This window comes from Streptomyces sp. NPDC002602, from assembly GCF_042889445.1.
Taxonomy (GTDB): Bacteria; Actinomycetota; Actinomycetes; order Streptomycetales; family Streptomycetaceae; genus Streptomyces.
In genome coordinates this window covers 1-21,955 of record NZ_JBIAQX010000005.1, presented here as the reverse complement: position 1 = coordinate 21,955, position 21,955 = coordinate 1, and the positions used below count along the sequence as shown (strand labels likewise).

Genomic DNA, 21,955 nt, shown 5'->3' with positions numbered 1-21,955 from the left:
CGCCATGTACGAGCTGTCCCGGATCCGCCTCTACTCCATCGGGCCCGCCGGCGCGCGTTACGCCGACACCGTGCTCGACCTGCGCGGAGTCGGCGAACCGGTGCCCCACCCGGCGCCCGCCCAGGCGGAGTTCTTCGAGGACGAGCCCACCGGCCCGCCCCGGCGCCCGGCGCCCGCGGGCGTGCTCTTCCTGGAGAACGGCGGCGGCAAGTCCGTCCTCCTCAAACTGATCTTCTCGGTGATGCTGCCCGGCCACCGCAACACCCTCGGCGGCGCCAGCTCGGGCGTCCTGCGCAAGTTCCTGCTCGCCGACGACTGCGGCCACGTCGCCCTGGAATGGCAGCACACCCGGACCGGCGAGTGCGTGGTCGTCGGCAAGGTCAGCGAATGGCGCGGCCGCCAGGTCTCCAACGACCCCCGCAAGTTCGCCGAGGCCTGGTACTCCTTCCGCCCCGGACCGGGACTCGGCCTCGACAACCTCCCCGTCGCCGAGGCCACCGCCGTCCGACCCCCCGTCGAGGGCGCGTCCGGCGCCCAGGGCCGCCGCCGCACGATGAAGGGCTTCCGCGACGCCCTCACCGACGCCGGCAAGGCGTACCCGCACCTGGAGGTGTACTGGGAGGAGATCCACGACCGCTGGAACGAACACCTCACCGAGGTCGGCCTCGACCCCGAACTGTTCCGCTACCAGCGCGAGATGAACGCCGACGAGGGCGAGGCCGCCGGCCTCTTCGCCGTCAAGAAGGACTCCGACTTCACCGACCTGCTGCTGCGCGCCGTCACCGACACCCGCGACACCGACGGACTGGCCGACCTCGTCCACGGCTTCGGCAACAAACTCGGCCGCCGCGCCGAACTCATGGCCGAACGCGAGTTCACCGCCGGCTCGGTCGACCTCCTGCACCGCATCGTCGAAGCCGCCGAGACCCGCTCCCGGCTGCGCGACGTCCACGCCGGCGCCGAACGCCGCACCCGCACCCTCGCCCGGCGGCTCTCCGCCCGCGCCGTCGAGGAACGGGGCCGCGCCGCCGACCTCGCCCAGCGCGTCACCGAAGCCGCCCACCAGGTCACCGGAGCCGAGACCGCCCGCGGCCGCAGCGCCGCCGTGTCGGCCGAACTCGCCTACCGGCACGCCTCGCTGGCCCTCACCGTCGCCGACAAGGCCGCCGCCGCCCAGCGCCGCGAACTCCTCGAAGCCCGCACCCTGCATTCCGCCTGGCAGGCCGCCGAGATCGTGCTGCGCCACCGGTCCGCCGCCGACCGCTCCGCCCGCGTCGCCGCCGCGATCCTCGAAGCCGAACGGGACGCCGCCCCGGCGCTGGCCGCCCGCGCCACCGCCGCCGCCGAACTCGTACGGGCCCTGCACACCGCCGCCGAACAAGGCGAGACCCTCGCCAACGAGGAGGAGGAACGGTCCGCGGAACTCCAGGCCGTCGGCGAGACCGCCCACCGCGACGCCACCTCCGCCGCCACCTCCGCCCAGCGCGCCCGCAGCGAGGCCGAACACCTCCGGGCCCGCCTCGACGAGGTCCGACAGGAGACCGCCGAGGCCGTCCGCGCCGGCTGGCTCGACGACTCCGAACCCGACGCCGACCCCGCCCGCGCCGCCCTCGCCGCCAGCGACGCCGAGAAGACCGCCGTCGCCGCCTGGGACGAGTCCCGCGAGGCCGCACGCGGCGCCGCCGAGACCGCCCGCGAGGCCGCCACCGCGGAATCCCGTGCCGAACTCACCGCCGCCCGCGCCGCGGACGCCGCCGACGCCGCCGAGTCCGCCCACGAGGCCGAGGCCCGCGCCGCCGCCTCGCTCGCCGAAGCCCCGCGCCTGGCCGCGCTCCTGGGCCTCCCGGGCGCCCCCGACGCCACCGTCCCGCACCCGCGCGGCGACGACGGCCCGAGCGACACGCCCCCGAACCCCGACCAGGGCCCCGAGACCACCGACGGCCCCGCGGTCCACGGCGGCCTCACCGTCGAGGACCTCGACCGGGGCGCCGACGACCTCCGCACCCTGCTCACCGACTCGGTCGCGGCAGCCGAACGCCAGCTCTTCGAGCTGCGCACCGCCGCCGCCGACGACGCCCGCATCCTCGGAGCCCTCGGCGACGGCGGACTCCTGCCGCCCGGACCCGACGTCCTCGCCACCGTCGAGTACCTCGGCGAACACGGCATCCCCGCCCTCCCCGGCTGGCGCTACCTCGCCCAGTCCGTGGACCCCGCCGACCACGCCGCCGTCCTCGCCGCCCGCCCCGAACTCGTCGACGGCGTCGTCATCACCGACCCCGACACCCACGCCCGGGCCCGCGAGGTCCTCTCCGGCGCCGCCCTGCTGCCCCGCTCCACCGTCGCGGTCGGCACCGCCGCCGCCCTGCTCGCGCCCCTGCCCCCGGCCGACGCCGACAACGACGTCTCCGGCATCTTCATCGTGTCGCCGAACCCGGCCATGCACGACGAGCAGGCCGCCGACGCGGAGCGCCAGGCCCTGCGCACCCGCGCCACCGCCCGCGACACCGAGATCCGGGACCTGGCCGCCCGACTCTCCGGCGACCGCGAACTCGCCGCCCGACTCGCCTCCTGGCGCACCGGCTGCCCGCCCGGCCGCCTCGCCGAACTCGCCCGGCACGTCGAGGCCGCCCGCGCCTTCGCCGAGGAGGCCGACGCCGAACTCGCCGAGGCCCGCACCGTACGGGCCGAGGCGGACGAGGCCGCCGCCGACGCCGCCCGCGTCCGCGAGGAACGCCAGGACACCGCCCAGCGCGCCCGCCGCGTCGCCGACGCCCTCGCCGGCCTCGCCCACCGCCTTCGCGAGCGCGCCGGCTGGCAGGCCAGGCTGCGCGAACTCGCCGACGAGGCCGCCGAGTCCGAGGCCCGCGCCGAGGCCTGCCTGGACCGGGCCCGCGCCGCCGACGAGGACCGCCGCGCCGCCCAGCGCGCCGCCGACGACGCCCGCCGCACCTCCCGCGCGCTGCGGTCCGAACGCTCCGAGATCGCCGGCGCCCCCGAGCCGCTCCCGGCGGACGACGGCTCCGCCAAGGCCCCCCTGCCCGACCTGCGCGAGGCCTACCGGGCCGCCTCACAGCTCTACGAGAAGGTCGGCGTCGGCGCCGACCTGCGCGCGGAACAGGCCCGCGCCGAGAGCGCCGAGAGCGCCGCCCTCGCCGAACTCGACCGTCTCACCAACAAGGTCCGCACCCGCGCCGCCCAACTCCTCGAAGGCACCGACGGAGCCGACGGCCCGTCCCGGCAGGCCGCCGCCGCCCGCGCCGAATCCCTCGTACAGATGCTGGAGACCCGCGCCTCCACCGCGAGCGAGCAGCTCGGCCGACTGCGCGGCGAGGCCGAACGGCACGCACCCGCCGAGGGCGAGGCGCACACCGAACTCCCCGAGGACCTCGTCCCCGAGAACGTGGAACAGGCCCAGGGCATGCTGCGCGCCGCCACCGCCCGGCTCGCCGCCCACACCGCCGCCGTGGAGAGCGCCCGGGCCGCCCACGCCGACCTGCTGCGCGCCCACCGCACCGCCGAGGACGGCGCCGGCGGCTTCGACGAGACCGCGGCCCTGCTCCGGGACCTGCTGCGCGACCACACCCACCAGGACGACGAGCAGGAGCCGGTGCCCCACCCGGGGTCCCTGGAGGAGGCCCGCCAGTCGGCCACCGAGGCACGCCGTTCCCTGCGCGGCTGCGCCGCCGACCTCTCCGCGGCGGAATCCGCCGTGCGCGAGGCGAGCGACATCCTCGTCCGGCACGCCAACGCCAACCGCTACGAGCAGGTGCGCACCCCCGCCCGCCAGCAGATCCGCGAACTCCCCGCCTCCGCCCTGCCCGAACACGCCGCCGCCTGGGCCACCGCCTTCGCGCCCCGACTGCGCGTGCTCACCGACGAGCTGGAACAGCTGGAACGCAACCGGGGCAGCATCGTCGACCGGCTGCGCGGCCTGGTGGAGTCCGCCCTCGCCACCCTGCGCTCCGCCCAACGGCTCTCCCAACTGCCCGAGGGCCTGGGGGAGTGGTCGGGTCAGGAGTTCCTGCGCATCCGTTTCGAGGAGCCCGACCAGGCCACGCTCACCGAGCGACTGGGAGAGGTCATCGACGAGGCCACCCGCGCTGCCGTGAAGAAGAACAGCGCGGCCTCCTTCGGCGAGGGCCGGCGCGACGGCATGTCCCTGCTGCTGCGCGGCGTGCAGGCCGCACTGGAGCCCAAGGGCATCGCGGTCGAGATCCTCAAGCCGGACGCGGTCCTGCGCGCCGAGCGCGTCCCGGTCGGCCAGATGGGCGACGTGTTCTCCGGCGGGCAGTTGCTCACCGCCGCCATCGCCCTGTACTGCACGATGGCGGCGCTGCGCAGCAACGACCGGGGCCGCGACAAGCACCGCCACGCGGGCACGCTGTTCCTCGACAATCCGATCGGCCGTGCGAACGCCACGTACCTGCTGGAGCTCCAGCGGGCCGTCTCGGACGCGCTCGGCGTCCAACTCCTCTACACCACGGGCCTGTTCGACACCACGGCGCTCGCGGAGTTCCCGCTGGTCATCCGGCTGCGCAACGACGCGGACCTGCGCGCGGGCCTGAAGTACATCAGCGTCGAGGAGCACCTGCGTCCGGGCCTGCCCCAGCAGTCGCCCGACGAGGAGACGATCCACGGCGAGATCACGGCCACCCGCATGTACCGCCGCTCCGCGGTGGGCGCCTGACCGCACCCGCTCAGGCCGCCTCGTACCCCCGCCACCCCGCTCCGGGCCGGACTACCCCCGGCCGGCGGCGGGGTGACGTATGCGGGCGGGCCGGGACGCCGGCGGTCCCGCACCGGCGTGCCCCCGGTCCGAACCCCGCTCCCGGCGCCCCGCGCGGGCGGCGCTGCCGGGCGCCGAGACGACCCCGTACCGCTGGTTCCACGTCTGCCGGGTGATCAGTACGTCCAGTACGCCCCACGTGGCCACGACCGTGCCCGCTATCGCGACGAGCGCCATCGGCAGCACCAGCCAGGACCCGGTCAACGCGAGGAAGAAGGTGATCGTGGACTGGGTCAGGGTGACCGCGACGATCAGCACCGCCCGCACCGCGGACGTCCGTACCGGGTCGGGCAACCGGTACCGCCCGGCCGGCTCCTCGATCCACAGCCCGTGCCCGGGCCCCTCCGTCACCGCGCCGTCCTCTTCGTACATCCTCATGTTCCGCTCACTCCCCACAACGCGGTCCGCCATGCGTCCCCGACGATGACGATCCGAACGTCTCCACCAAAGTGTCCCCAAAACGTCCCTCGAACAGACAGACGTCCGGGACGGCCCGGAGATTCCCGCATCGCGGACTTCTCCCGAGCGCCCGAACAGCACGGAACGAAGAGTTCCAGCCATCCGCCCCCGTGCGGGAACCGATGGGCCACCAGGTGTCATGTGCCACATATCGGGCTGGACTTGACCGGATCTATCGGACAACTCGTGATCTTCACCGGAGGTGTCGGCCGAAAACGTCCGGACAGGCCTTCGAAGGCGCCCGGTGGCAGTAGTAGGCTCACGCCGTTTAAATGACGGAACACCTACCCCCGCCAACGGGGTTGAGCTGGGGGAGGCTGGGGAGGCCATGCGCTTTCGCGGGAAGTCCATCCGCCGGAAGATCGTGGCGTTGCTCCTTGTGCCGCTCGTCTCCCTGACCGCCCTCTGGGGCTTCTCGACGGTCATCACCGGCCGACAGGCCGTCCAACTCCTCGACGTCGCGTACGTCATCGAGAAGGTCGGATACCCCATCGAGGACGTCGTCCGGGTCATCCAGAAGGAACGCCGCCAGACCCTCGTCCTCATCGGCGACCCGCGGGCCTCGGCCGCCACCGCCGAGCTGACCAGGAGCCGCGCCGCCACCGACGCCGCCGTGCGGACCATCACCGAGAACGCGAAGGACCCGGAGGTGATGGACGAACTCGCCCCCGAGACCGCCCAACGCCTGCGCTCCATCCTCGAAGCCTTCCGCGGCATCGAGGCACTGCGCCGGTCCGTCGACCGCAACAGCCTCGACACGAACCAGGCCCTGGAGCTCTACAGCCGCCTCGTCGACCCCTGCCACGAGTTCCTCATGAATCTCCACGCCCTGGAGAACGTCGAGATGGACAAGCAGGGTCGCGCCCTCGTCGGCATCACCCGGGCCCGCGAGACGCTCTCCCGCGAGGACGCCGTCATCGCCGCGGCCCTGGCCGCCAAGGTCGTCAGCCCCGCCGACGTCCGCGGCGTCTCGGATCTCGCCGCCAACCGCGCGCTGCTCTACGAGTTCAACCTCGCCACCCTCCCGGCCGAGGACCGCACCCTCTTCGAGCACTACTGGAGCGGCCCCGAGACCAAGGCCCTGCGCGACGCCGAGGAACGGTTCATCACCGCCGGCGCCCGCCGCAACCCGCGCGCCTTCACCGCCGCCCAGTGGGACGAGGCCGCCGGCAAGGTCCTCGACAGCCTCGCCACCATGGGCACCGAGGCCGGAGACCGCTACCAGCGGCGGGTCGAACCCGCCGCCATGAACGTCCTCGTCCAGGCCGCCGTCGCCGGCATCCTCGGCTTCATCGCCCTGCTCGTCTCCCTCGTCCTGTCCGTACGCATCGGCCGCGAGCTGATCCGCGACCTGTCCCGGCTCCGCAAGGACGCCCACGAGGCCTCCGGCGTCCGCCTCCCCGGCGTCATGCGCCGGCTCGCCGCCGGCGAACACGTCGACGTGGAGACGGAAGCCCCCCGGCTGGAATTCGAGAAGGACGAGGTCGGCCAGGTCGCCCTCGCGCTCAACAGCCTCCAGCGCGCCGCCGTGGAGGCGGCCGTCAAGCAGGCGGAACTGCGCCGGGGCGTCTCCGAGGTATTCGTCAACCTCGCCCGCCGCAACCAGGTTCTGCTGCACCGCCAACTGACCCTGCTCGACACCATGGAACGGCGCACCGAGGACACCGAGGAACTCGCGGACCTCTTCCGCCTCGACCACATGACCACCCGCATGCGCCGCCACGCGGAGGGACTGGTGATCCTCTCCGGCGCCGCCCCCTCCCGCCAGTGGCGCAAGCCGGTCCAGCTGATGGACGTCGTGCGCGCCGCCGTCGCGGAGGTCGAGGACTACGAGCGCGTCGAGGTGCGGCGCCTGCCGCGCATCGGCATCGAGGGCCCCGCCGTCGCCGACGTCACCCACCTCGTCGCGGAACTCCTGGAGAACGCCACCGTGTTCTCGCCGCCGCACACCGCGGTCCAGGTGCACGGCGAACGCGTCGCCAACGGCTTCACCCTGGAGATCCACGACCGCGGCCTCGGCATGAACCCCGAAGCGCTCCTCGACGCCAACCTCCGGCTCGCCGAGACACCCGAGTTCGAACTGTCCGACACCGACCGGTTGGGCCTGTTCGTGGTCAGCCGGCTCGCCCGCCGCCACGGCATCCGGGTCGTCCTCCAGCCCAGCCCGTACGGGGGCACCACCGCGGTGGTCTTCCTCCCGGTGGAACTGCTCACCGAGGCCCCCGACACCAACGGCACCGGCATCCGCCTCGACGGCCTCAAGCCCGCCGCCGCCGCGAAGATCGGCAAGGGCGCGGGCCGGCCGGGATCCACCTCCATCGAGGGGGCGCCGGCCGGTCGGCCGCTGCCCCCCGGCGTCCTGAACGGCCCGGTCGAACTGGAGAGCCCACTCGGCCTCCTGGGACTGGACGGCATCGACGAAACCGCCGCCCCCGACGAGGTCACCGCCGGCATCACCGGCCTGACCGGAGTCGGCGGCCGGCCGCCGATGGCCACCCTCGACGACGAGACCCCGCCCGGAGGCATACCGCGCAGCGCCCTGTTGGGCCTGCGCCCCGCCGGCCGCCCGAGCACCGACCGGCTCGCGGAGCGCGGCGCGGCCTGGAAGGGCGACAGGATCGGTGACCGCGGCGCGGACCGCCGGCGGGATCTCAACCGCGAGCACGACGGCGACGGCGACCGCGAGCCGTTGGCCCCGACCGGCCCCGTACGGCCCCCGCGCCCGCGCCTGGACACCGTGTCCGCGGCCCACCCGGACGCCCCGCGAGGCTCGGGCACGGTGCCCCTGCCCCGCCGTCGTCCCGCCCCGACCCTGGTGGCGGAGCACGGCCGCCGCGTGGAACCGCGCCCGGCTTCCCCGCTCTCGCCGGTCGGCAAGGCCGGCCGACTCCAGCCCGAGGCGACCCCCCGACCCGAGACCCCCCGACCCGAAGCCCCCGGATCCCCGCAGGCCTCCGGGGCCGCCCGGGTCCCCAGGCCGGCCCAGGCCCCCGCCGGCCTGCCCCGCCGGGTCCGCCAGGCCAATCTGGCGCCCCAGCTCAAGAACTCCCCGGCCGCCGCCCCGGCCGAAGCCGCCGCCGAACCGGTCGAGGACCGGGACGCGGAGGAGGTACGCACCCGCATGTCCGCCCTCCAGCGCGGCTGGACCGCGGGACGCAATCAGCACGCATCGCAGCAGTCCGCGACCGCGACGGGCACCCCCGCCGCCGCGGATCCCGGAAACGAGAACGAAGGGGACGGTCGATGACCGCACCGCAGACCGGCAACGACACCAGGGGCCGCGGCTCCGGCCCGCTCAACTGGCTCCTCGACGAGCTGGTCGACAAGGTCGGCAGCATCCGCAAGGCGGTGGTCCTCTCCGGTGACGGCCTGCCCACCGGCAGTTCCAAGGACCTGACGCGGGAGGACAGCGAGCACCTGGCCGCCGTGGCGTCCGGCTTCCACAGCCTGGCCAAGGGCGTGGGCAGGCACTTCGACTCCGGCCGGGTCCGCCAGACCGTGGTCGAGCTCGACGAGGCCTTCCTGTTCGTCATGGCCGCCGGCGACGGCAGTTGCCTGGCCGTGCTCGCCGACGCCGAGTCCGACGTCGGCCAGGTCGCGTACGAGATGACCCTGATGGTCAAGCGAGTGGGCGACCACCTGGCGACCACCCCGCGCACCGGGCTGCCAGCCGGAGGGTGAGTCGGACGGCATGAGCCATTCAGGTCAGGACCATCCCGCCGACATCCCCGGCAGCCCCGAGACGGTGCCCGAGACCGTGCCCGAGCCCACGCTCTGGTTCGACGCCGACGCGGGCCCGGTCGTCCGCCCGTACGCGATGACCCGCGGCCGGACCAGCCACTCGGGTCAGCACCGCCTCGACCTGATCGCGCTCGTCGTCGCCGAATCGGCTGCCGACGACCCGGTCTGGGACGTGACCCTGTCCCCGGAACACGCCCACATCCTCGGGCTCTGCCGGGGGCGCCCCCGGTCGGTGGCGGAACTCGCCGCCGATCTGGACCTGGCGATCGGGGTCGTCCGCGTCCTGATCGGCGATCTCGTGGACGACGAACTGGTCCACGTGACCCGGCCGGTACCCCCGGCCGAACTGCCCGACGAATCCATTCTGCGAGAGGTGATCAATGGCCTTCGGGCGCTCTAGCCGCACCGGCGCGATGCATGCCGTGTCGCCGGTCGAGCCGCTGACCTTGAAGATCCTGGTCGCGGGCGGTTTCGGGGTGGGCAAGACCACCCTGGTCGGTGCGGTGAGTGAGATCAGACCGTTGCGGACGGAGGAACAACTCTCCGAACCCGGCATCGGCATCGACGACATCGGGGGAGTGGAGGGCAAGACCACCACCACCGTGGCCATGGACTTCGGCCGCATCACCCTCCGCGAGGACCTGGTGCTCTACCTGTTCGGCACGCCCGGACAGGACCGCTTCTGGTTTCTCTGGGACGAGTTGGCCCAGGGGTCCCTCGGCGCGGTCGTCCTCGCCGACACCCGCCGGCTCGCCGACTGCTTCGCCGCCGTCGACTACTTCGAGCGGCGCGGCATCCCCTTCGTCGTCGCGGTCAACTGCTTCGACGGCGCCGACCGGCACCCGGTGGTGACCGTCCGGGAGGCCCTCGACCTCGACGCCGGGGTACCGGTGCTGCTGTGCGACGCCCGCGACCGCGAGTCCGTCAAGGACGTGCTGGTGGGGGTCGTGGAGCACGCCATGTCACTGGCCCGGGCCCGCCGCCGGATGACGACCGCCGGAGCCTGAACGAACGCCCCGCGAGGGACTCGCCGACCGATCCCCACCACTCTCGGGTCACCCCCGCGCATGGAGGCGGCCCGTACCCCCGCCGACTGGGGTACGGGCCGCAGCTCTCATGGGGGGTCACGGGATCCCGGACGCGGCGCGGGACCGTGCAGCGAGTGTGAACCCACCACAAGGGGTCGTCAAGCCCCCGGACCACGCTCGTCGCCGCGCGCGGGTCACCGTACGACGACGACGGCCGATCCGTGCCCGAACAGCCCCTGGTTCGCGGTGATCCCGGCCCGCGCGCCCGGCACCTGCCGCTCCCCGGCCGTGCCCCGCAACTGCCAGGTCAGCTCGCACACCTGGGCTATCGCCTGCGCCGGCACCGCCTCCCCGAAGGAGGCCAGCCCGCCGCTGGTGTTGACCGGCACCCGGCCCCCGAGCGAGGTCGCCCCCTCCCGGACGAGCTTGGCGCCCTCGCCCTCACCGCAGAGGCCGATGTCCTCGTACCACTCCAACTCCAGCGCCGTGGACAGGTCGTACACCTCCGCGAGCGACAGGTCGTCCGGTCCCAGCCCCGCCTCCTCGTACGCGGCGCGGGCGATGGACGCCCGGAAGGACCCGGCCGCCGGCCGTACGGCGGTCATCGAATCGGTCGCGATGTCCGGCAGATCGAGGACGGTACGGGGATACGTGGGCGTCACCGTCGACACCGCCCGTATCCGCACCGGGTCCGCGACCCCCCGCGAGCGGGCGTAGTCCATGCTGCTCAGCACCAGCGCGGCGCCCCCGTCGGAGGTGGCACAGATGTCCAACAGCCGCAGCGGGTCGGCGACGATCGCGGAGGCCGCCACCTCCTCGGCGGTCACGGTCTTGCGGTAGCGGGCGTGCGGGTTGAGCGCGCCGGCCGCCGCGTTCTTCACCTTGACCCGCGCGAAGTCCTCACCGGTGTCCCCGTACAGCGCCATCCGCCGACGGGCGTACAGCGCGAAGTACGCCGGGTTGGTGGCGCCCAGCACCCGGAAGCGCAACCAGTCCGGATCGTCCGGCCGGTTCCCGCCGGCAGGGGCGAAGAACCCCTTGGGGGCGGCGTCCGCGCCCACCACCAGCACCACGTCGGCCAGCCCGGCCAGGATCTGCGCCCGGGCCGCCCCGATGGCCTGGGCCCCGGACGCGCAGGCCGCGTACACGCTGGTCACGCGCGCGCCCTGCCAGCCGAGCGCCCGCGCGAAGGTCGCCCCGGCCACATAGCCGGGATAGCCCGAGCGCACGGTGTCGGCCCCGACGATCGACTGCACGTCGGTCCAGTCGAGCCGGGCGTCGGCCAGCGCCGAGCGGGCGGCGATCCGCCCGTACTCGACGAACCCCCGACCCCACTTGCCCCACGGATGCATCCCGGCACCGAGGACGGCCACGTCGGCGCTCACGCGCGCACCTCCACCGGCCGGAACCGCCAGGTGGTCCAGACGGTCTCGGCGTCCTCGTTCAGCACCCCGTCGACCACCTCGACCTCCATCCCGACCGCCAGGTCGGCGACGCTCACTCCGGGCGCCGCCTGCCCGAGCACGACCATCCCCTCGGCCTCCAGCTCGACCGCGACCAGGGTGTACGGCTCCCAGGGCTCGGCGGGGTCGGACACATAGGGCGCGGGGGGTCGGTACCGCCCGTCCGTGTAGGACCAGACCCGCCCGCGCGGGGACAACGGCACTTCCGCGAGCCGCCCGTCACCCGGGCAGCGCGGGTTGCGGCAGCAGACGTCCTCGCGCGGGAAGAACACGGCGGTACAGGCGGAACACCGGGTGCCGAGCAGCCGGAAATCGCCGCCCGCCTCCGTGCCGGTGAACCATCCGCTCACGACGGGTGTGCGTGTGCGTTCCAAGGCCCCTCCCCGAATCGACTCCTGACGGATCGTCAGAAAGTCTCGCACGGGGCAGGCTCCCGGTCACCGGTTCTCGGCGAGCCACTTCCGGGCGATCTCGTCCAACTCCGCGTCCCGCCCGGCCAGCATCATCCGGATCATCCGCGCGTCCCCGCGCAGCGACCACCCCGGATGCCCGAAGGTGGCCGGGTTGTTCCCCTCGATGAGGAAGTGCGCCGACCAGGCCGTCCCGTAACCGATCAGCGGCAGGGCGGCCAGGAAACGCCCGCGCCCGCGCGCCACCCCGTACACGGACAGGGCGAGCCCGCCGAGCGTCCCCGTGAGGTGCACCCAGCGGGTCGCGGCCTTGGAGTGCATGGCGACGTAGTAGGGCCAGAATTCCTCGTACGAACCGAAAGTCATGCGGGCACCGTACTCAGGGCCGCACCGCCGCGACAGAGACCGGGAAGTCGAAGTACCGGTCGGGGAAGGCCTCGGGCCGGTACGTGAAGTGCCACCACTCCTGCGGAAGGTTCACGAAGCCCTGCCCGGCCAGCGCCCGCCCCAGCGCCTCCCGGTTCCCCCGCGCCGCCCCGACCACCCGGGGATCGTCGGTGTGGGAGAGCGGGTCGAAGAAGTCGAACGGCGTCCCCATGTCCACCGGCCCCCCGCCCGGCACCCGCACCAGCGTCACGTCCACGGTGCTCCCGCGACTGTGCCCCGACCTCGGGGCCACATAGCCCTCCGGGATCAGCCGGGACTTGTCCACCCGCGGGTAGAACTCCTCCTTCGTCGACTGGTCCCCCTCGTCCGCGGCCCACTCCACGAACCGGTCCACGGCCCGCTGCGGCCGGTAGCAGTCGTACACGAGCAGCGACAGTCCCTCGCGCAGGAGACGGGCCTGAGCCCGCCGCAAGGCCTCGGCGGCCGGGCGCGCGAGCAGACAGACGGGCTCCTCGTACCCCTCGACGGGCCGGCCCGTGAAGTTCCGCGCCGACGCGTACCGCATGTCCTGACCGATCGTCGGATCCACGTCCGCCAGCGCCACGAACCCCGGCGGCGCGACCTCCTCCGCCACCAACCCCGGCGGGGGAGGCCCCGTCACACCCGTCACACCCGTCACCAGCGCACCCGACAATGCCACGACCACCATCGTCCTCATACGCCTTGACATACCATCACCGGATGCCGGAACAGCCGAGGAACGCCCACTGCTCCACCTGTGGAGCCCCGTTCGACACCACCGCCTGGCCCCGCAGGTGCGCCGCGTGCGGCGCCACCGCCTACCGCAACCCGCTCCCGGTGGCCGTCACCCTCCTTCCCGTCGAGGACGCGGACGGCACCGGCCTCGTCGTCATCACCCGCACCATCGAACCGGCCCTGGGCGGCGTCGCCCTCCCCGGCGGCTTCATCGACTTCGGCGAGGACTGGCGCGAAGCGGTGGTCCGCGAACTGCGCGAGGAGACCGGCATTCAGGCCACCGCCTCCGACATCACCCTGGCCGACGCCAAGAGCTCGCCGGCGGGCCACCTGCTCCTCTTCGGCCTGCTGCCCCGCCGCCCCGCCGCCGACCTCCCGGAGTCCGTCGCCACCGACGAGACCACCGGCTGGCACCTCCTGCGCGAACCGACCGACCTGGCCTTCCCCCTGCACACCGAAGCGGTGGCCGCCTGGTTCGCGGGCGCCTACGCCTGACGCCCCCCGGCGGGGGCCCTCAGAGCCCCCGCACCACGACCCCCTCCACCACCTCCCCGGCCTCGTCCTCCACCACCACCGACTCCCCGACCCACCGCACGGAGTACCGCTCCACCACCCCCGGCTCGAACCCCGGCCCCGGATCACGGATCACCACCCCGCCGCCCGTGCGCCCCCGCGCCGGAGCCCACACCTCCCACACCACCGACCCGTCCCCGCCCCGGACCGGCACCACCGAACCCGCCCGCGCCAACACCGGCATCCGGCCCGGCGGAGCGTCCAACAGCACCTGCCCGGGCCCCTCGTACACCACCTCCGTCACCGTGTCGTACCAGCGCCCGCGCGGCAGCCGCACCGCCCGCCGGTCCGCCCCGCACTCCAACACCGGCGCCACCAGCAGCGCGTCCCCCAGCAGGAACGCGTCCTCGCAGTCCCGCAACACCCGGTCCTCGGGCGCTCCCCACCACAACGGCCGCACATAAGGGGCCCCGGTCCGCCGCGCCAGATGGGCCAGCGACACCAGGTAGGGCCGCAGCCGCTCCCGCTCCGCCAACACCCCCCGCGCGTGCTCCGCCACCTCCGGCCCGAACTCCCACGGCTCCCGCCGCCCCGCCCAGATCGCCGAGTGGGTCCGGAACAACGGCAGGTACGCCCCCAACTGCAACCACCGCAGGTACAACTCGGGGGAGGGCGAACCCCCGAACCCGCCCACGTCCGGCCCCGAGTACGGCACCCCGCACAAACCGAGCCCCAACACCAGCGCCAGCGAGGCCCGCAGCCCCTCCCACCCGCTCTCCACGTCCCCCGACCAGGTACCCCCGTACCGCTGCATCCCCGCCCACCCCGAACGGGAGAAGAGGAACGGCCGCTCCTCGGGCCGCAACCGCACCAACCCCTCCCACCCCGCCCGCGCCATCCCGAGCGCGTACACGTTGTGGGCGGCCCGGTGATCCCCGCCCACCCCCTCCAGCGAGTGCCGCGCCGACCTCGGCAGGGTCGCGTCCCCGAACGGGGCAAACGACACCGGCTCGTTCATGTCGTGCCACACCCCGGCGAAGCCCTGCTTCAGCCGCTCCTCGTACAACCCGCCCCACCACGCGCGCACCGCCGGATCCGTGAAGTCCGGGTACACGCACTCGCCCGGCCACACCTCACCCCGGACCTCCTCACCCGCCGCGTCCCGGACGAAGGCCCCCCGCGACCCCACCTCCCGACCCGCGTCGTGCAGCGCGTCGCCGGTCTTCACCGCCGGGTCGACGATCGACACCAGCCGCACCCCCTGATCCGACAACTCCCGCGCCAGACCCGACAGGTCCGGGAACCGCTCCCGGTCCACCGTGAACACCCGGTGCCCGTCGTAGTGGTCGATGTCCAGGTGCACGGCCGACAGCGGCAACCCCCGCGACACGTACCCCGCCACCACCCGCCGCACCTCCGCCGCGCTCCCGAACCCCCACCGCGCGTGCTGGTACCCCAGCGCCCACTCCGGCGGCACCGCCGGCGACCCCGTCAGCGCCGCCCAGCCCTGCGCCACCCGGGCCGGCGTCCCCACCAACACCCAGCAGCGCAACGGCCCGCCCTCCAGGCGCAGTTCGCTCGTACCGGGCCGATCCGCCCCCGACCCGGCCCCCTCCTGACCCTCGCGCAGCAGCACCCGCCCGTCCCACGTGTTGTCGTGGAACGCCAGGTGCGTGCCCGCGTCCGCCACCACCCACTGCACCGGCATGGTGATGTACAGCGGATCGTCCCCCGGCCCGAACCCACCCTTCGGATCGGTGTTCCACAGCCGGTACGACCCGTCCCGCAGCCGAGGCCCGCCCGCCCGACCCCCCAGCCCGAAGAACCGGGCGTCCGCCGGCACCTCCGCCCGCACCAGCCACCGCGCCCCGCCGGCCCCTTCGCCGGCCGACCCCTCCACCGGTTCCCACCAGCGCGGCGGCAACTCCCGCCGCAACACCGTCCCGCCCGGCGTGCGCACCTCCACCGCCCCGTGCCGGGACACCGCCACCGTCACCCGCTCCGACACCACCCGCCAGCCACCCCCGGTGTCCGGCTCCAGCACCGCCCGCGGATCGGGCTCCGGCCCGCCGCCCACCACCGCGTACGACGGGGTCGGCTCCGCCCCGTCCCAGCCCCAGAACACCGCCCCGCCCACGGTCACCCGTACCAGCAGCTCCGAACGCGCGAACCGCAGCACACCACCGCCCGGCCGAGGCTCCGTACCCGTGAGCACCCCCGGCACCCGCGCCCGCTCCGCGCCCCGGCGCGCAAGCCCCACCGCGTCCGCGCGCCGATGGCGCAACGCCGAACGCCAGGCGCGCCTCCCACCCGCCGTACCGATCTCCATCACCGCACGCACCAGATCACGACCGTCCATGCCGCTCACCCTGCCACCGGCCCTCGGCCGCGCGGGCCGCGTTCAGCTCCCGTTCACCCACCGGCGGGGCGACGCCGGGGGACAACGCGCCGCCCATGACGACCCTGGTGCTGATGTCGATCACATGGCATGGTCCCTGTGAGCCGCCGCGCGCGCACCGAACGCGCGACGGCACCCACGCACACGAAGCGCGAGCCACAGACTTGACCGGGAGCCGACCCATGACCTCAGCCACCCAGCCGGAACCCCTCTGGTCCCCGAGCCCCGACCGGATCGCCGCGGCCAGGATCACCGCCTTCCAGGCCTGGGCCGCCGAGCGCTTCGGAGCCCCCGCCGACGGTGGCTACCCGGCCCTGCACAGCTGGTCCGTCGACGCGCTCGACACCTTCTGGCAGGCCATCGCGGAATGGTTCGACGTACGGTTCACCACCCCGTACACCTCCGTGCTCGCCGACCGCTCCATGCCCGGCGCCCGCTGGTTCACCGGATCCACCCTCAACTACGCCGAACACGCCCTGCGCGCCGGCGAGGACCCGGCCCGCGCCGACGAACCCGCCCTGATCAGCGTCGACGAGACCCACGAGCCCACCCCCGTCACCTGGGCCGAGCTGCGCCGCCAGGTCGGCTCGCTCGCCGCCGAACTGCGCGCCGCGGGCGTGCGCCCCGGCGACCGTGTCAGCGGCTACCTCCCCAACATCCCCGAAGCCGTCGTCGCCTTCCTCGCCACCGCCTCCGTCGGCGGGGTCTGGACCTCCTGCGCCCCCGACTTCGGCGCCCGCAGCGTCCTGGACCGCTTCCAGCAGGTCGAACCCGTCGTCCTGTTCACCGTCGACGGATACCGCTACGGCGGCAAGGAACACGACCGCCGCGAAACCGTCGCCGAACTGCGCGCCGAGCTCCCCTCCCTGCGCGCCGTCGTGCACATCCCCCTCCTCGGCACCCCCGCCCCCGAGGGCACCCGCGCCTGGGCCGACCTCACCGCCGCCGACACCGAGCCCGTCTTCGAGGCGGTCCCCTTCGACCACCCGCTGTGGGTCCTCTACTCCTCCGGCACGACCGGCCTGCCCAAGGCCATCGTCCAGTCCCAGGGCGGCATCCTCCTCGAACACCTGAAGCAGATCGGCCTGCACTGCGAGCTGGGGCCCGAGGACCGGTTCTTCTGGTACACCTCCACCGGCTGGATGATGTGGAACTTCCTGGTCTCCGGCCTGCTCACCGGCACCACGGTCGTCCTCTACGACGGCAGCCCCGGCTTCCCCGACACCGGTGCCCAGTGGCGGATCGCGGAGCGGACCGGGGCCACCCTCTACGGGACCTCCGCCGCGTACGTGATGGCCTGCCGCAAGGCGGAGGTCCATCCCTCCCGTGACTTCGACCTGTCCGCCGTGAAGGCCGTGGCCACCACCGGCTCCCCGCTCCCGCCCGACGGCTTCCGCTGGCTGCACGACGAGGTGGCCGAGGACCTGTGGATCGTCTCCGTCAGTGGCGGCACCGACGTGTGCAGCTGCTTCGCCGGCGGGGTCGCGACCCTCCCCGTGTACATCGGCGAACTCCAGGCGCCCGGCCTCGGCACCGACCTCCAGGCCTGGGACCCCTCCGGCAAGCCGGTCATCGGCGAGGTCGGCGAGCTCGTGGTCACCAACCCCATGCCCTCCATGCCGATCCACTTCTGGAACGACCCCGACGGCAGCCGCTACCGCGAGAGCTACTTCGAGATGTTCCCCGGTGCCTGGCGCCACGGGGACTGGATCACCCTCACCGACCGCGGATCGGTGATCATCCACGGACGCTCCGACTCCACCCTCAACCGGCAGGGCGTCCGCATGGGGTCCGCCGACATCTACGAGGCCGTCGAACGCCTCCCGGAAATCAAGGAGTCCCTGGTCATCGGCCTGGAGGAACCGAACGGCGGCTACTGGATGCCGCTGTTCGTCCACCTCGCGCCCGGCGCCACACTCGACGACGACCTGCGCGACCGCATCAAGGCGACGATCCGCGCCGAACTCTCCCCGCGACACGTCCCCGACGAGATCATCGAGGTACCGGCGGTCCCGCACACCCTCACGGGCAAGCGCATCGAGGTCCCGGTCAAGCGCCTCCTCCAGGGCGCACCCCTGGCCAAGGCGGTCAACCTCGGCTCGGTCGACCGTCCGGAACTCCTCGACTTCTACGCGGAGCTGGCCCGCACCCGAAAGTGACTGTCAGTGGTCATGGTTACGGTGAGTGAGCGAATCGTCGCATCACTCAGGGGGAGCCATGCCATCGAAGTACACCCGCTCGAACGACACCCCGGGCACCCGACGCCACCGGGTCCTGCGCCGCACCCTGCGTCGTGAAGTCCCCGGCACGGTCGGCCTCCTGGCCGACGCCGGGGACTTCGCGGCCATGCGCGGCTACCGCAGCTTCACCTTCGACGACCACCAGGACTACCTCCGCCACATGGACGCCCTGCTCCGCTCCCTCGCGGCCCAGGGCATCCACACCACCGTCGCCCTCTTCGATCCCGAGGAGTACGCCGACTACTGCGCCCACCACGGCCTGGATCCGGACACCGCCGACACCCGCACCCGCTACACCGCCGGGCTCGCCGGCAGCGGCGCCGGCCTGCCGTACCAGGGCCAACCCATCGAGGAACTGGTCCCGCTCCTGCTCGACGAGGCCGTCCGACAAGCCACCTGGGAGTACGCCGGCACGCTCCTCGCCGAGGCCGGCACCTGCGCGGACTGCGGCGAGGACATCGGCCGAGCCTCCTTCGAGCGGGCCGCCGACGCGGTGAAACGCCTGGTCGACGGGGCCGGCCCCGGCCACCACCACCTCGTGTGCAGCATCCCCACCGACACGGAACAGCTCGTCGCCGTGCTGCACGCGGACACCACCGCCGACCAGGACCGACCACCCCGCATCGAGGGCCGCGAAGGCCTCGACTTCATGACGGTCCTGGCCGCCGGCATCGCCCTGGGCGGAGCCGGGGGACTGGTCCTGCGCAGCACCACCGAGGAGTTCAAGGACCGCGTCCACGGCTGGCGCCTGGACCGGGGCCGGCTGGTCCCCCTCTCCGCGGCGGCGGTGTTCAACGCCTACTGCACCGACGCCGACACCGGTGACCCGGTGGCCCCCGAACCGGGCGTCGAGTACTGCCCCGGCTACGAGGTGGACGATCCCGGCCCCCACCACTGACCCGGACGTGTGGGGAGACGACCGCGGAAACGACCGAGGGGCCCTCGCCACCGGCGAAGGCCCCTCCATCGAAGACGTGCCCCGGCTACTCCCCGGACAGCACCGCCTGGGCGGCCGCGCGGGCCTCCTCGGCGGTGTCCGTCGCACGCGCCGCCGCGGCGGCACGCTCGCACTGCGCGAGCGTGTGCTTGGCGAGCGTCGCCCGCACGTAGGGGATCGAGGCGGCACCCATGGAAAGCGAGGTGACACCCAGACCCGTCAGCACACAGGCGAGCAGCGGGTCCGAGGCGGCCTCGCCACACACACCACAGCTCTTGCCCTCGGCCTTGGCGGCGTCGGCCGACATGGCGATCAGGTCGAGCAGCGCCGGCTGCCACGGGTCCTGCAACCGCGACACGGCCCCGACCTGCCGGTCGGCGGCGAACGCGTACTGCGCCAGGTCGTTCGTGCCCAGCGACAGGAACTCGACCTCCTGGAGGATCGAGCGCGCCCGGAGCGCGGCGGAGGGGATCTCCACCATCGCGCCGAACTTCGCCCGCAGACCGGCCTCGCGGCACGCGTCCGCGAACGCCTTGGCATCGGTCCGGTCGGCCACCATCGGGGCCATGACCTCAAGGTAGACCGGCAGCCCCGCGGCGGCCTTGGCCAGCGCGGTGAGCTGCGTGCGCAGCACGTCCGGGTGGTCCAGGAGCGACCGGAGCCCGCGCACGCCCAACGCCGGGTTCGGCTCGTCGCCCGGGGTCAGGAAGTCCAGCGGCTTGTCCGCGCCGGCGTCCAGCACACGGACCACGACCCGCCCCTCGGGGAAGGCCTCCAGCACCTTGCGGTACGACTCGACCTGCTTCTCCTCGGACGGCGCCTTCTTGCTGTCGTCCAGGAACAGGAACTCGGTACGGAACAGGCCCACACCCTCGGCCCCCGCCTCGACGGCCGCCGGCACGTCCGCCGGACCACCGACGTTGGCCAGCAGCGGCACCTTGTGACCGTCGGAGGTGGCGCCCGGACCGGACGAGGCGGCGAGAGCCGCCCTGCGCTCGGCGGCCGAGGCCTCCAGCTCGGCCCGCTTCTCGGCCGACGGGTCCACGAACAGGTCACCCGTGCTGCCGTCGACGGCGATCAGGGTGCCCTCGGCGATCTCACCGGCACCCGGCAGCGCCACGATCGCCGGTACGCCCAGGGCCCGCGCGAGGATGGCGCTGTGGCTGGTCGGCCCGCCCTCCTCGGTCACGAAACCGAGGACCAGCGCGGGGTCGAGCAGCGCGGTGTCGGCGGGAGCGAGGTCCCGGGCGATCAGCACGTACGGCTCGTCGCTGTCGGGCACGCCCGGCATCGGCACACCGAGCAGGCGCGCCACGATGCGGTTGCGCACGTCGTCCAGGTCGGCCACGCGCCCCGCCATGTACTCACCGGCCCCCGCGAGCAGGTCGCGGTAGGAGGCGAACGCGTCGTAGACGCCGCGCTCGGCCGTGCTGCCGACGGCGATCCGACGGTCGACGTCCGCCATCAGCTCGGGGTCCGTCGCGATCATCGCCTGGGCCTCCAGCACGTGCTGGGCCTCGCCGCCGGCCAGTTGGCCCCGCGCGACGAGGTCGGCCGACACGGCCTCCACGGCCTGACGGGCGCGCCCCTGTTCGCGCTCCGCCTCGGCCGCGGTGATCTGCTTGGCCGGCGGTTCGAGAACGGCCGTGCCCATGTGCCGTACCTCGCCGATCGCCACACCGTGGCTCACGCCGACGCCTCGCAGCGTTGTCTCCATTACACCCGTCTCCGATTGAGCGACGGCCCCGCCGCCGCGTTGAATGTCCGACCCACTTGTGGAGGCGGACACGTCACTGCCAGCTGAAGAGAACGTCCGAGGTCTTGACGTCACCCTCGTCGACGACGTCGGAGAGCGAGTCGGCAGTCGCCTCGAGCGCCACGACGGGGCAGACCGGGGACTTGCCGGCGGCCTCGACCGCGGCGGGGTTCCAACGGATGACGGCCTGGCCGCGCGTCACGGTGTCGCCCTTGTTCACGAGCAGCTCGAAGCCCTCGCCGTTGAGCTGAACGGTGTCGATGCCGAGGTGTACGAGCACCCCGTGGCCTTCGCCGTCGACGACCACGTACGCGTGCGGGTGCAGCGAGACGACCACACCGTCGACGGGGGACACCGCCTCCGAGGGCTCGCGCACGGGATCAATGGCTGTGCCCGGTCCCACCATCGCGCCGGAGAACACCGGATCGGGCACTGCCGCGAGTCCGATGGCGCGCCCGGCAAGTGGGGACGTCACGCTGGTCATGGAGGGCCTCCCAGGGGTGGGGCTTCTTCGTGTCGCCGTCACAACCTGTCCTGGACGGCATACTTTGAGAAGGGTAAGTCATGAGATGTCCCGGTTCCGCACGAAGTGCACCCCTTGGAAGGGGCTGCGACGTGCGGCCGCGACACCAACGTAGTGGACTAGACCATACGCCTGAATCGATTTGCCTGGGCACTGGTCGACCTGTACTGTCGTGACTCCCGCCGGGACGCACCGCGTGAACATCTCGCGAACTGCTGATGGACGGGAACCCCCTCTCCAGTATTGATCTTCACTCTCCGCCTTTTCGTGTGCCTTTTTGGCAGAACGGCAAGTGGTCGGAGTCGCGAGAATCCACTGGTAGAGTCGGAATCGCCGAAAAGGGAAAACGCGAAAGCGGCCCCCTGGAAGGCAAAAGCAAAACCCGCTTCGACCGGGATTCGGACACGAAAGAGTCTGATAGAGTCGGAAACGAAGGAAGCGCCCGGAGGGCCTGGAAACAGGAACAAAGGAAGCGTCCGTTCCTTGAGAACTCAACAGCGTGCCAAAAATCAACGCCAAAAGTTGATACCCCGTCCATTTCGGTGGATGAGGTTCCTT

At 73.3% G+C, this 21,955-nt stretch carries 17 protein-coding genes; 8 read left to right on the top strand and 9 right to left on the bottom strand.

Going from position 1 to position 21,955, the window contains the following annotated elements; genetic code table 11:
• The first annotated feature begins 4 nt into the window (after window positions 1-4).
• Window positions 5-4,687, top strand: a complete 4,683-nt coding sequence (locus tag ACFYW3_RS16185; RefSeq protein WP_389386606.1) for a hypothetical protein — start codon at window positions 5-7, stop codon at window positions 4,685-4,687.
• Window positions 4,688-4,738: 51 nt separating this feature from the next.
• On the opposite strand, the gene ACFYW3_RS16180 is transcribed toward ACFYW3_RS16185, so the two are convergent.
• A complete protein-coding gene (locus ACFYW3_RS16180) occupies window positions 4,739-5,164 on the bottom strand; it encodes a hypothetical protein (protein ID WP_389386605.1) in 426 nt (141 codons plus the stop codon).
• 409 nt (window positions 5,165-5,573) lie between these two features.
• On the opposite strand from ACFYW3_RS16180, the gene ACFYW3_RS16175 reads away from it, so the two are divergent.
• The 4 genes from ACFYW3_RS16175 to ACFYW3_RS16160 are packed head-to-tail and all read left to right on the top strand — an operon-like array spanning window position 5,574 to window position 9,993.
• Window positions 5,574-8,492 carry a nitrate- and nitrite sensing domain-containing protein gene (locus ACFYW3_RS16175; protein ID WP_389386604.1) on the top strand — a complete coding sequence of 973 codons (2,919 nt, stop codon included), beginning with the start codon at window positions 5,574-5,576 and terminating at the stop codon, window positions 8,490-8,492.
• Window positions 8,489-8,926: a roadblock/LC7 domain-containing protein gene (locus ACFYW3_RS16170; protein WP_053681826.1), complete on the top strand. Its 438-nt coding sequence runs from the start codon at window positions 8,489-8,491 to the stop codon at window positions 8,924-8,926. Before ACFYW3_RS16175 ends, ACFYW3_RS16170 begins: the two co-directional genes overlap by 4 nt.
• Before the next feature lie 10 nt (window positions 8,927-8,936).
• On the top strand, window positions 8,937-9,386 hold the full coding sequence (locus ACFYW3_RS16165) for a DUF742 domain-containing protein (RefSeq protein WP_351760793.1): 450 nt from the start codon (window positions 8,937-8,939) through the stop codon (window positions 9,384-9,386).
• Window positions 9,367-9,993, top strand: a complete 627-nt coding sequence (locus ACFYW3_RS16160; protein WP_351760790.1) for an ATP/GTP-binding protein — start codon at window positions 9,367-9,369, stop codon at window positions 9,991-9,993. Before ACFYW3_RS16165 ends, ACFYW3_RS16160 begins: the two co-directional genes overlap by 20 nt.
• Window positions 9,994-10,208: 215 nt before the next feature.
• Here ACFYW3_RS16160 and ACFYW3_RS16155 read toward each other — a convergent pair whose 3' ends face one another.
• From ACFYW3_RS16155 to ACFYW3_RS16140, 4 genes are all read right to left on the bottom strand, one after another.
• Window positions 10,209-11,399: a lipid-transfer protein gene (locus ACFYW3_RS16155; protein WP_351760787.1), complete on the bottom strand. Its 1,191-nt coding sequence runs from the start codon at window positions 11,397-11,399 to the stop codon at window positions 10,209-10,211.
• The gene (locus ACFYW3_RS16150) at window positions 11,396-11,851 is read right to left on the bottom strand and encodes a Zn-ribbon domain-containing OB-fold protein (RefSeq protein ID WP_389386603.1); all 456 of its coding nucleotides are present in this window, start codon (window positions 11,849-11,851) and stop codon (window positions 11,396-11,398) included. Before ACFYW3_RS16150 ends, ACFYW3_RS16155 begins: the two co-directional genes overlap by 4 nt.
• 63 nt (window positions 11,852-11,914) lie before the next feature.
• Window positions 11,915-12,253, bottom strand: coding sequence for a DUF962 domain-containing protein (locus tag ACFYW3_RS16145; RefSeq protein WP_351760783.1), 339 nt, complete (start codon window positions 12,251-12,253; stop codon window positions 11,915-11,917).
• Window positions 12,254-12,266: 13 nt separating this feature from the next.
• Window positions 12,267-12,983, bottom strand: a complete 717-nt coding sequence (locus ACFYW3_RS16140; RefSeq protein ID WP_389386754.1) for a M15 family metallopeptidase — start codon at window positions 12,981-12,983, stop codon at window positions 12,267-12,269.
• Between the two features lie 32 nt (window positions 12,984-13,015).
• Here ACFYW3_RS16140 and ACFYW3_RS16135 point away from each other — a divergent pair, with 32 nt between their 5' ends.
• Window positions 13,016-13,525 (top strand): NUDIX domain-containing protein, encoded by a 510-nt coding sequence (locus tag ACFYW3_RS16135; protein ID WP_389386602.1) that lies wholly within the window; start codon window positions 13,016-13,018, stop codon window positions 13,523-13,525.
• Window positions 13,526-13,544: 19 nt separating this feature from the next.
• Here the strand turns inward: ACFYW3_RS16135 and ACFYW3_RS16130 are convergent, their stop codons facing one another.
• Window positions 13,545-15,902 carry a glycoside hydrolase family 31 protein gene (locus tag ACFYW3_RS16130; protein ID WP_351760773.1) on the bottom strand — a complete coding sequence of 786 codons (2,358 nt, stop codon included), beginning with the start codon at window positions 15,900-15,902 and terminating at the stop codon, window positions 13,545-13,547.
• Window positions 15,889-16,026: a hypothetical protein gene (locus tag ACFYW3_RS16125; protein ID WP_351760771.1), complete on the bottom strand. Its 138-nt coding sequence runs from the start codon at window positions 16,024-16,026 to the stop codon at window positions 15,889-15,891. Before ACFYW3_RS16125 ends, ACFYW3_RS16130 begins: the two co-directional genes overlap by 14 nt.
• A 97-nt stretch (window positions 16,027-16,123) precedes the next feature.
• Between ACFYW3_RS16125 and ACFYW3_RS16120 the strand changes: the two genes are divergently transcribed.
• Together ACFYW3_RS16120 and ACFYW3_RS16115 are read left to right on the top strand one after the other, a co-directional pair.
• Window positions 16,124-18,100, top strand: coding sequence for an acetoacetate--CoA ligase (locus ACFYW3_RS16120; protein ID WP_351760768.1), 1,977 nt, complete (start codon window positions 16,124-16,126; stop codon window positions 18,098-18,100).
• A 58-nt stretch (window positions 18,101-18,158) separates the two neighbouring features.
• Window positions 18,159-19,079, top strand: coding sequence for a hypothetical protein (locus ACFYW3_RS16115; protein ID WP_389386601.1), 921 nt, complete (start codon window positions 18,159-18,161; stop codon window positions 19,077-19,079).
• Between the two features lie 85 nt (window positions 19,080-19,164).
• Here ACFYW3_RS16115 and ptsP read toward each other — a convergent pair whose 3' ends face one another.
• Both ptsP and ACFYW3_RS16105 read right to left on the bottom strand, forming a co-directional pair.
• Entirely contained in the window at window positions 19,165-20,835 is a 1,671-nt protein-coding gene (ptsP, locus tag ACFYW3_RS16110; protein WP_351760762.1) for a phosphoenolpyruvate--protein phosphotransferase, read from the bottom strand.
• A 73-nt stretch (window positions 20,836-20,908) separates the two neighbouring features.
• Window positions 20,909-21,358 carry a PTS glucose transporter subunit IIA gene (locus ACFYW3_RS16105; protein ID WP_351760759.1) on the bottom strand — a complete coding sequence of 150 codons (450 nt, stop codon included), beginning with the start codon at window positions 21,356-21,358 and terminating at the stop codon, window positions 20,909-20,911.
• Window positions 21,359-21,955: the final 597 nt, after the last annotated feature.